We start from the raw sequence: 9,865 nt of genomic DNA, 5'->3' as shown, positions 1-9,865 counted from the left end.
ACCCGGTGCCGAAACCGCGCCCGCCACGCACCGGGAGGACGGGATCGCACCGGGAAGACAAAACCCCGCATCGCACCATCGGACGGGTAGGGAAAGGTGCCACGGCGCATCGCGCCCCGCGCCCGCCCGACCTCCCTGCAGCTTCCCGCCGACCCGGTACCGAAACCGCGCCCGCCACGCACCGGGAGGACGGGATCGCACCGGGAGGACGGAACACGCCGGGAGGACGGAACACGCCGGGAGGACGGAACACACCGGGAGGACGGGACGCACCGGGACGCGGGAGCGGGCCCCGCCATGCTCAGGGGGCGGACACCGGCCGCGGAGCCGCCCCGGTGAGCTCGGCCTCGACCGCCGCATCCTCCGCCGCCGACCCGGCCGCCGAGGACGCGTGGGAGGTGCGCGCGAGGACGAGGCCGATCACGCACTGGGCGATCGCTCCGACGAGCAGCAGCGCGAGCACGAAGCCCCACGATCCCCCGGCCCCGTGCCAGGCGCCCGCGCCGAGCGGGCCGACGGTCGCCACCGCGTATCCGACCCCCTGCGCCACGGCGGACACCCGCGCCGAGTCGGACGGCCCGTCGCCGATCCGGGCGATGAGCGCCAGCACCAACGGGAAGGCGCACATCCCGATGCCCAACAGCACGGCCCAGAGCTCAGGCGCCGCGGCGGGGGCGACCCAGAAGCCGATCATCCCCGCGGCGCTCGCGAGGCCGACGATGAGCACGCCGACGCGCAGTCGCGCCGCAGTGCGGGAGAGGGCGACGATCACCACCGTCGCGGGGATGCCCAGGGCCATCGCGAGCCCCAGCAGCACCCCGGCCCTCGTCTCCGCGATGCCCGCGTCGATCGCGATCGTGGGGAGCCAGCCCATGATCACGTAGCTCGACAGCGCCTGCAGGGCGAAGAACGCGGTCAGCGCCCAGGTTCCCCCGGGCAGCGGACCGCGCTCGGCCTTCGGCGGAGCCGGGATCGCCGCGTCCACTCCCGCGCGACGTGCCACGACCGTCCACACGACGACCGCCAGCACCGCCGGGACGGCCCAGGCACCGAGACCGAGGGAGGCCGACCCGAAGGCATGGGCGACCGGGACCGCTGCTGCCGCGGCGGCGGCGGCACCGAGGGACATGACCGTCGTGTACGCAGTGGTCACCGCGCCCACGCGTCCTCCGGCGGTGGCTCGGACGAGCGCCGGCAGCAGGATGTTGACGACGGCGAGACCCGCGGTGGCGATCACCGTGCCGGCGACCACCGCGACCGGAGACGGGACGATGCGCAGCAGCATCCCCGCGGCGAGCGCGGACACGCCCCACGACACCGCGCTCCCCGCGCCGATGCGGGCCGCGAGCCAGGGGGTGAAGAGTCCGGCGAGCGCGAACATCGCGGTGGGCAGCGCCGGCACGAGCATCGCGGTCGAGGGCGTGAGCGCACCATCGCCGACGAGCAGGGTGAGCAGCGCACTGGCGCTGGTCACGGCGAGGCGCAGATTGACCGCGAGCAGCAGCAGCGCGGTGAGCACGAGCGCGAAGGAGGGGCGTGTGCGAGTCGTCATACAGTCATCCAAACATCATACGTCTTACCATTGGACCTGAACTATGATGGCACAGGTGAGCCTTCAACCGCTGCCCCGCACCTCGCTGACCGATCAGGTCGTCGAGCGACTGCGTGAAGAGATCACCGCCGGCCGCTGGCCCGTCGGCGAGCGGATCCCCGCCGAATCGGAGCTGATGTCCGCGCTCGGGGTGGCCCGCGGCACTCTGCGCGAGGCGCTCCGCGCGCTGCAGTACACCGGGATGCTCGAGATCCGGCGCGGCGACGGGACCTTCGTGCGCGCACGCAGCGAGGTGCCCGGCGCCCTCGCCCGCTCCGGCGCCGCCCTTTCGCACGTGCTCGAGGCCCGCGCCGCGCTCGAGCCCTCGCTCGCGCGCCTCGCCGCGGAACGTGCCGACGAGGAGGACATGGCCCGCATCGCCGACGCTCTGAGGGTGCGCGCCGAAGCGGACGACGACGCCTGGGCCGACGCCGACGCGGCGGTGCATCAGGCGATCGCCGAGGCCGCCGGCAACCCGATCCTCTTCGAGGTGTATTCGGCCCTGCTGCCCCGGTTGCGCGACTCCATGAGCGGGGCGATGCGTCGCGAGGGGTTCTGCCGCAACGAGCCGCGCGGCCATGACGAGGTGCTCGAGGCGATCAGGCGCCGCGACGGCGATGCCGCCGCGGCCTCCGCCCAGGCCAACCTCGAGGCGACCTCCGCATGGGACGACGCGACCCCATAGCAAGCCGACGCGCCGTGGTGCGACCGCCCGCGACCCGGCTCAGTCGAGCCGGATGACGGCCTCCGCGATCGGTGCATGCCGCACGACGCCCGCCTCATCCCAGAGGCCGAGACGATGCAGGGTGGCGATGCGGAACACCAGCGCTCGCAGCAGCAGATCGCGCCAGTCCGCGAATCCCCGGTCTCCGGCCAGCGTCGCCGGTGATGCGCCATGCCAGCACACGGCGTCCACGACGGCGACAGCGGGCCCGAACCCCGCGGGCCGCCAGTACGGCGCCCAGTCGATGATGGTCGGCGGATGCCCGTCGGCGAACAGCACGTTCCCCAGCAGGTCTCCGTGGACGACCTGGCTGCGCGCGGCCACGCCCCGATACTCGTCGATCAGCGCCCGCAGGAACGGGTCCGTCGGCGGGGTGTGCTCGCCCCACGCGATCCGATCGGCGACGCTCCACGCATCGTCCGACTCATCGATGAACACGGGGCGCGCCACCTCGGACAGCACCTCCTGGAACGCGCGCCCTGCGCGGACCACGTCGTCCAGGCGCCGCTCGTCGGCGTGCCCCGGCATCCATGCCATCGCCTGCCAGCCTGCGCACACCCAGGCGCCGTCCCCCGTGGCGATCGGCTTCGGAACGGCGAAGCGCTCGTCCGGCCCCAGCGACGCCAGCATCTCCGACTTCCAGATCGTCTCGCCGTCGCCTTCGGCGGGGCGCAGCACCAGCGGTCCGGAGCGCCAGGTGAGACCGCGCCCGCCGGACAGGAACTCCAGGGGCGCGGTCGCCCCGAACGCCCGGAGCACCTCGCTCGACGGAGGCGTCGGCGCCGGCCGAGCGCTCCGCGGGGCCGATGCGCTCACTCGTCGGTCCAGATGTCCTTCTGGTCGTCGGGCACCGACTCCTCCTGCGGCACGACGAGCACCGAGCGGTGCTGACGGTGTGCGAGGCGCGCGGCGACCGAACCGGTGAAGAACTCGCGGATCGACTCGCCGATCCCGCGCTTGCGGGTGCCGATCACGATGAGCTGCGCGTCGAGCTTGTTCGCGAGCTGCTTGATCGCGAGCGCGGGGTCTCCGACGAGCTGGCGCACGGTCCAGGTGATGCCGGCGCCGGACAGCGCCGTCTCGCACTCCTTCTGCACCTGCTCGAACTCCGCGGCGCCGAGGTCGACGTTCAGGTCGATCGGGGCCGAGTGCACGTAGCCGTCCGGATCCTCGTAGGTCACGAAGCGCGTCACGTCGACGTGCGCGACCACGAGCGGCACCTCGAGCAGCTTCGCGTAGCGCACCGCCTCGCTCAGCACGTGCGCGGGCTGACCGGGCTGGATGCCGACGATCACCGCCTTCTGCAGCGTCGCGTTCTGCGCATTCTCGTCGGACGGGCTGGGGGCGGGTTCTGTCATGAGGATCGTTCCCTTCACCGGTCGCGCAAAGCCTTCGGCCCTGGCGTGCGTGCTATCCTGAATGCTACTCTTACCGGCCTCTCGCCGGTGCCGTGAATAAGACATCGGGCCCCTCACGGCCCGCTGCTGAACTCGTAAGGGGGTCTCGCGCATGGGGCGTGGCCGTCAGAAGGCGAAGCACACGAAGATCGCCCGCGAACTCAAGGCGTACAGTCCGGACGTGAACTACGCCGCACTGGAGCGCGAACTCGGGCATCCCAGTTCCGAGGACGACCAGTACGTCGACAAGTGGGCGGACGAATACGCCGACGAAGACGAGGACGAGCTCGAGAAGGCTTGACCTGTCGTCCGTGACAGACCGCTGCTGCTCCTCCGCCGGAGCGACAGCGGTCTCTCGCGTATGAGCACTCCTGCGAGAATGGGCGGGTGCCGAACGTCGTCGCGCTGTACCGCCATCCCGTCAAGGGCTTCACACCCGAGTCGTGCGAGTCGCTGCGCGTGCAGTCCGACGGGCGCATCGCGGGCGACCGCGTGCTGGCCTTCCGCTTCGCGGACGCGGCGACCCCGGAGGACCGCGACGGGCTGGACTACTGGCCGAAGTCGAAGGGGCTCGCCCTCGAGACCTTCCCCGGCCTCGCCGCGCTGCGCCTCTCGTTCGACGAGCACGCGCAACGGGTGCGGATCGTCCACGGCGAGGAGGTACTCGTCGACGCCGCGCTCGACGCCCACGGCAGGGAGGAGCTGACCGAGGCGATGACGCGCTTCGTGCTCGACTCCCCCGACGGGAAGAGGCTGCAGCGCCCCGGCCGCCTGCCGCTCGCGCTGGTCGGCGACGGCGTCCGCTCCCGCTTCCAGGACCGCTCGCGCGGCTACGTGTCCGTGCACAGCACGGCGAGCGTCGAGGCGCTGAGCGCGGCACTGGGGCAGGACGTCGACGATCGCCGGTTCCGTTCGAACGTGGTGATCGACGGCGTGGGCGCGTGGGATGAGCTCGACTGGGAGGGAGAGGTGCGCATCGGCGACGTGACCCTCCGCACCGCGGGACCGATCGTCCGCTGCCTCGCCACGCACGCGAACCCCGACACCGGGGAACGGGATGCGAAGGTGCTGACGACGCTCACCGGCAAGGTGGGTCAGGCGGAGCCGACGCTCGGCCGCCTGCTGCTGCTCGACGGCGTGAACGGCGCCGTCGGCGACGAGGCGGGCACGGGCGGCACGATCCGTGTCGGCGACGAGGTCGTCATCGGCTGATCCTCCCACCGGGGGACGGCGTCACCAGGTGCCGTGCCGGCGCTCCCACTCGTCCTCGACGGTTCCGCGCCGGCCCGCCATCATCCCGGCCGGGATCGCGGCGACCAGCACCGCGGCGATGACGATCAGCGGAATCGTCCACGATCCGGTCGCGCCGTGCAGCACGCCGACGAGCACCGGGAAGACCGCCGCCATCACGTAGCCGGCGCTCTGCACGAAGCTCGACAGCACCACGGCGCTCTCGGCCGTGCGCGAGCGGATGCTGATGAGCACGAGGCTCAGCGGGAACAGCAGGCCCACCAGGCCGAACAGCACGGTCCACAGCCACAGCACCGACGGGTGCGGGGCGAGCAGCATCCCGGTGATCCCGGCGACGCCGCCCAGCGCGCCGATCAGGAACAGCGGCCGGGTGGCCTGGAACCGCACCACCAGCACGGGCACCAGCAGCGAGGCCGGCAGCCCGATGAACGCGAAGAGCGACAGCAGCAGCCCCGCGGTGCCCGAGTTCACTCCGGCGAGGTCGGCGGCGATCGACGGGAACCAGGCGAAGGCGACATAGGCCATGGTCGACGACGTGCCGAACGTCACGGCCAGCGCCCACACCAGGGGTATCCCCGCGAGGCGACGGAACAGCGACCGGTTCTCCGGAGCGGTGACGATCGGCCCGGTCGCCGTGATGGCCGCGGGCTCGGACGCCGCCGGCCTCAGCGTCTCCGGCTCCGCCTGAGGCTCAGGCTCCGGCGGCACGGGCACCACACGGCGGTGGTCGCCACGCAGCAGCATCACCAGCCACGGGATCGTGCCCGCCGCCGCGAACACGCCCCACACGGCCAGCGAGAAGCGCCAGCCCGCGGCATCCGCCACCGGCACGGCGACGAGCGGGGGCACGAAGGTCGAGAACGCCATCGACGTCGTGTAGAGCGTCATCATCGCGCCGATGCGATCGGGGAAGTACTTCTTCACCAGCGGCGGAAGCAGGATGTTCCCCATCCCGACGCCCGCGAAGATGAGAGCCGTCGTCAGCAGCAGCCCGACCGACTCCCCCACCAGCCCGCGGGCGACGAGCCCCACGGTCATCGCGCCGAGCGCGATCACCGCGAGCCGCTCCAGTCCGAGACGACGCTCCAGCAGCGGGGTGAGCAGGCCGAACACGGCGAAGCACACCGGCGGGGCGGTGCCGATCAGGCCGACGACCGCCGAGGACAGCGGGAACTCCGCCCCGATCCGGTCGACGACCGGCGACAGCGACGCCACCGCGGAGCGCAGCGAGAAGGCGCACAGCAGGATGCCGAGCACGGCGAGCGCTCGCCCATGCCACAGCGGCCGCGCGCCCGACGCCGTCACGACGTCTGCGACCTCTCCACCCACTCGAGGTACTCGTCGGTGACCGACCCGGTGACGTAGCGACCGTCGAAGCAGCTCATGTCGAGGTCGGCGAGCTCCGACCCCTCGGTGATCGCGGCCTTGAGGTCGGCGACCTCCTGGAACACGATGTGGTCGCAGCCGAGCTCCTCCGCGATCTCCGGGATCGTGCGGCCGTGCGCGACGAGCTCCTGGCGCGAGGGCATGTTGATGCCGTAGACGTGCGGGTGGCGAACCGGCGGGGCGGCCGAGGCGAAGGTGACCGACAGCGCACCGGCGTCCCGGGCCATCTGGATGATCTGCTTGCTCGTCGTACCCCGCACGATCGAGTCGTCGATGAGCAGCACGTTCTTGCCGCGGAACTCGCTCGACATCGCGTTGAGCTTCTGCCGCACGCTCTTCTTGCGCACCGCCTGCCCGGGCATGATGAACGTGCGCCCCACGTAGCGGTTCTTGTAGAAGCCCTCGCGATACTCGATGCCCAGCTTGCGGGCGACCTCCATGGCCGCCGGGCGGGAGGAATCCGGGATCGGCATGACCACGTCGATCTTCTCGCGCGGGACGTGCTTCGCGATCGTGTCGGCGAGCTTCTCGCCCATCCGCAGTCGGGACTCGTAAACCGAGATGCCGTTCATCACGGAGTCGGGCCGCGCGAGGTACACGTACTCGAACGCGCAGGGGGCCAGCACCGGGGCGGTCGCACACTGCTTGGTGAAGAGCTCCCCGTCGTTCGTGATGAACACGGCCTCGCCGGGGGCGACGTCGCGGACGATCTCGTAGTCGGCGTTCTCGAGCACCAGCGACTCGCTCGTCACGACCCACTCGTCGGCATCGCCCGGGGCCGCGGCCGTGCGGCGCCCGAGGATGAGGGGCCGGATGCCGAACGGATCGCGGAAGGCGAGGAGCCCGTAGCCCGCGATGATCGCGATCACCGCGTAGGCGCCCTCGATGCGCTCGTGCGTGCGGGCGACGGCCTCGAAGATGCGCTCGGGCTCGAGGTCGACCGGCGAGGTGGTGGTCTGCAGCTCGTGGGCGAGCACGTTCAGCAGCAGCTCGGTGTCGCTCGAGGAGTTCAGATGCCGGCGATCGCGCTGCGCCATGTCGGCGGTCAGCTCACGCGTGTTCGTGAGGTTGCCGTTGTGGATGAGGATGATGCCGTAGGGAGCGTTCACGTAGAACGGCTGCGCCTCCTCCTCGCTCGACGCAGTGCCCTTGGTCGCATAGCGCACGTGCCCGAGGCCCACGGTGCCGAGCAGGGAGCGCATGTCGCGGGTGCGGAACGCCTCGCGCACCATCCCCTGCGCCTTGGCCATGTGCATCACGCCACCCGGTTCGGCGGTGGCGATGCCCGTGGCGTCCTGCCCGCGGTGCTGCAGCAGCAGCAGGGCGTCGTAGATGTCCTGGTTGACCGGGCCGTTCCCGACCATTCCGACGATGCCGCACATGGGGTGTTATCTCGCTCCGTCCGCGTAGGCGCCCACCAGGCGCACCGCACCGCCGTCGACGCCCTTGGCGCCCTGCTCGAAGTCCCCGGCCGGGGCCGCGCCGAGGCGCACCTCTCCCACTTGCCAGGCGTGGATGCCCTGCGACTCGACGGCCGCGATCACCGCGTCCTTCTGCCCTCCGTCGACGATCGCGAGGAAGCCGATGCCGAGGTTCCAGGTGCCCTCGGTCCGCTCGATCGGCGTGCCGGCGATCTCCGCCAGCACGCGGAAGACCGGATCGGGCGTCCAGGTCGCGCGGTCGACCTCGGCCCAGCTGCCGTGGGGCAGCACGCGGGCGAGGTTCGCGGCGATGCCTCCGCCGGTCACGTGACTGAGCGCGTGCACCGCACCGGGCAGCCGCTCGATGACCTCGAGGAGCGGGAGCGTGTAGAGGCGGGTGGGCTCGAGCAGCGCCTCGCCCCAGGTCGCGCCGAGGTCCGCCGCGGGGTCGGAGTACCCCAGGCCGGCGCCGGAGAGGATGTGCCGCACGAGGGAGAAGCCGTTGGAGTGCAGCCCGCTGGAGGACAGCGCGATGACCGCGTCGCCGTCGCGGACGAGGTCGGCGCCGAGCACCGCATCGGCCTCGACCGCACCGGTCGCGGCGCCCGCCACGTCGTAGTCGTCCGGCCCGAGCAGCCCCGGGTGCTCCGCGGTCTCCCCGCCGACGAGCGCGGTGCCGGTGGCGGCGCACGCGTCGGCGATGCCGCGCACGATGTCGGCGATGCGGTGGGGCACCACCTTGCCGCAGGCGATGTAGTCGGTCATGAACAGGGGCTTCGCGCCCACCACGACGATGTCGTCGACGACCATGCCGACGAGGTCCTGGCCGATCGTGTCGTGCTTGTCGATCGCCTGCGCGATGGCGACCTTGGTCCCGACGCCGTCGGTGCTGGTCGCGAGGAGCGGACGCCGGAACTCGCGCAGCGCGCTCGCGTCGAACAGGCCGGCGAAGCCGCCGACGCCGCCGAGCACCTCGGGCCCGTGGGTCGCGCGCACCGAGGCCTTCATCAGTTCGACGGCGAGATCGCCGGCGGCGGTGTCGACGCCCGCTGCGGCGTAGGGATCAGTGGGATTGGTGGGGGACTCTGCCACCAGGACAGCCTACCGGCTCGCCCCGGCCCGGCGACCCGCTCCCGGTGCCCGTGAGGACGTCCCGGAGGGGCGGCCGGCCCGCACGCGCCGAGGATCTGGTGCCGCGGGGCTCCCCTCCTTCTACGATGAGGGGCATGAGCGAAAAGCCGCAGTGGCTGATCCGCGAGGACGCCGGGACTCCGGTGCTCCTCGCGCTGGCACTGCGGCAGCTGCTCGGCGTGCGGGCGCCCGCAGACCTCCCCTCCCTGCGGGGTCTCGACGTGCGCGCGCCCGACGCCGCGGACGCCGACGATGCCGTCGAGGCGCAGTGGCAGGAGTACTGGGACATGACGGTCGAGCCCCGCGCGCACCGCAGCGAGGTCCCCCTCGAGCTGATCGACGGCTTCGACACCCTCATCGCCCTGCCTGCGAGCGGGGCGGAGGAGCTGCGCGACGCGATCGCCCCGCACGCGGCATCCGCGCTGCGCTACGCCCGCGACGCCCACGCGCGCTACGTGGAGTCGGTGAGCTCCGCCGGCGACTCCTACCGCGCCTACGCGAGCGCGATCGCCGAGTTCGAACGGGAGGTCGGCCGCCGTGCCCATTCCTTCGAGCTCAACGTGCAGGTGCTGCCGCTGTCGCAGCGCGGGATCTGGTGGATCGGAGCCCTCTCCGTCGCGGTGACCGACGGGCTGCGGCGCGACGTCGTGGCGTTCGACGCCGCCATCCGGCCGGTCATCGGCGAGCTCGCCTGACCTGTGCCGCCGGGCCGGACCTCCTGAATCGACCGCCCGAATCACACACCACGTCCCGAATCACAGACCATGTCCCGAACCACGGACACCCCGGGCCGAACCACCCGCGAAACGTGACACCCACCGCACAACGGGACGCCCCACCCGGCCACCCCGCCCGAACCACGGACCACGTCCCGAACGACGGACCATGCCCCGAATCACGGACACCCCAGGCCGAACCACCCGCGAAACGTGACACCCACCGCACAACGGGACACCCCACCCGG

At 72.1% G+C, this 9,865-nt stretch carries 10 protein-coding genes; 4 read left to right on the top strand and 6 right to left on the bottom strand.

Annotated features, from left to right (window positions below; translation table 11 throughout):
- Positions 1–301: 301 nt before the first annotated feature.
- The gene (locus ABWO84_RS15730; protein ID WP_353116267.1) at positions 302–1,552 is read right to left on the bottom strand and encodes an MFS transporter; all 1,251 of its coding nucleotides are present in this window, start codon (positions 1,550–1,552) and stop codon (positions 302–304) included.
- A 55-nt stretch (positions 1,553–1,607) separates the two neighbouring features.
- On the opposite strand from ABWO84_RS15730, the gene ABWO84_RS15725 reads away from it, so the two are divergent.
- On the top strand, positions 1,608–2,276 hold the full coding sequence (locus ABWO84_RS15725; protein ID WP_353116265.1) for a FadR/GntR family transcriptional regulator: 669 nt from the start codon (positions 1,608–1,610) through the stop codon (positions 2,274–2,276).
- A gap of 39 nt (positions 2,277–2,315) precedes the next feature.
- On the opposite strand, the gene ABWO84_RS15720 is transcribed toward ABWO84_RS15725, so the two are convergent.
- Both ABWO84_RS15720 and ABWO84_RS15715 read right to left on the bottom strand, forming a co-directional pair.
- Positions 2,316–3,131 carry a hypothetical protein gene (locus tag ABWO84_RS15720; protein WP_353116264.1) on the bottom strand — a complete coding sequence of 272 codons (816 nt, stop codon included), beginning with the start codon at positions 3,129–3,131 and terminating at the stop codon, positions 2,316–2,318.
- Positions 3,128–3,673 carry a universal stress protein gene (locus tag ABWO84_RS15715; RefSeq protein WP_353116262.1) on the bottom strand — a complete coding sequence of 182 codons (546 nt, stop codon included), beginning with the start codon at positions 3,671–3,673 and terminating at the stop codon, positions 3,128–3,130. The genes ABWO84_RS15720 and ABWO84_RS15715 overlap by 4 nt, the downstream gene beginning before the upstream one ends.
- A gap of 151 nt (positions 3,674–3,824) precedes the next feature.
- Between ABWO84_RS15715 and ABWO84_RS15710 the strand changes: the two genes are divergently transcribed.
- Both ABWO84_RS15710 and ABWO84_RS15705 read left to right on the top strand, forming a co-directional pair.
- A complete protein-coding gene (locus ABWO84_RS15710; protein ID WP_353116260.1) occupies positions 3,825–4,013 on the top strand; it encodes a DUF3073 domain-containing protein in 189 nt (62 codons plus the stop codon).
- A gap of 86 nt (positions 4,014–4,099) precedes the next feature.
- The gene (locus tag ABWO84_RS15705; RefSeq protein ID WP_353116258.1) at positions 4,100–4,924 is read left to right on the top strand and encodes an MOSC domain-containing protein; all 825 of its coding nucleotides are present in this window, start codon (positions 4,100–4,102) and stop codon (positions 4,922–4,924) included.
- Positions 4,925–4,945: 21 nt separating this feature from the next.
- Here ABWO84_RS15705 and ABWO84_RS15700 read toward each other — a convergent pair whose 3' ends face one another.
- From ABWO84_RS15700 to purM, 3 genes are read right to left on the bottom strand one after another with little or no spacing between them, the layout of a single operon-like run.
- Positions 4,946–6,292, bottom strand: a complete 1,347-nt coding sequence (locus ABWO84_RS15700; RefSeq protein WP_353116256.1) for an MFS transporter — start codon at positions 6,290–6,292, stop codon at positions 4,946–4,948.
- The gene (purF, locus tag ABWO84_RS15695) at positions 6,265–7,731 is read right to left on the bottom strand and encodes an amidophosphoribosyltransferase (protein WP_353116254.1); all 1,467 of its coding nucleotides are present in this window, start codon (positions 7,729–7,731) and stop codon (positions 6,265–6,267) included. The genes ABWO84_RS15700 and purF overlap by 28 nt, the downstream gene beginning before the upstream one ends.
- A gap of 6 nt (positions 7,732–7,737) precedes the next feature.
- Positions 7,738–8,862 carry a phosphoribosylformylglycinamidine cyclo-ligase gene (gene purM / locus ABWO84_RS15690; protein WP_353116252.1) on the bottom strand — a complete coding sequence of 375 codons (1,125 nt, stop codon included), beginning with the start codon at positions 8,860–8,862 and terminating at the stop codon, positions 7,738–7,740.
- Between the two features lie 134 nt (positions 8,863–8,996).
- Here purM and ABWO84_RS15685 point away from each other — a divergent pair, with 134 nt between their 5' ends.
- A complete protein-coding gene (locus ABWO84_RS15685) occupies positions 8,997–9,596 on the top strand; it encodes a zinc-binding alcohol dehydrogenase (RefSeq protein WP_353116250.1) in 600 nt (199 codons plus the stop codon).
- Positions 9,597–9,865 lie beyond the last annotated feature (269 nt).

Source organism: Microbacterium sp. (assembly GCF_040394595.1).
GTDB lineage: Bacteria > Actinomycetota > Actinomycetes > Actinomycetales > Microbacteriaceae > Microbacterium.
This window is presented reverse-complemented; position numbering and strand designations above follow the sequence as displayed.

What these genes read in the sequence shown, in the direction of transcription:
- ABWO84_RS15730 (WP_353116267.1), bottom strand. Translation starts at nt 1,552, where the DNA reads ATGACGACTCGCACACGCCCCTCCTTCGCGCTCGTGCTCACCGCGCTG.
- ABWO84_RS15715 (WP_353116262.1), bottom strand. Translation starts at nt 3,673, where the DNA reads ATGACAGAACCCGCCCCCAGCCCGTCCGACGAGAATGCGCAGAACGCG.
- ABWO84_RS15710 (WP_353116260.1), top strand. Translation starts at nt 3,825, where the DNA reads ATGGGGCGTGGCCGTCAGAAGGCGAAGCACACGAAGATCGCCCGCGAA.
- purF (WP_353116254.1), bottom strand. Translation starts at nt 7,731, where the DNA reads ATGTGCGGCATCGTCGGAATGGTCGGGAACGGCCCGGTCAACCAGGAC.
- ABWO84_RS15685 (WP_353116250.1), top strand. Translation starts at nt 8,997, where the DNA reads ATGAGCGAAAAGCCGCAGTGGCTGATCCGCGAGGACGCCGGGACTCCG.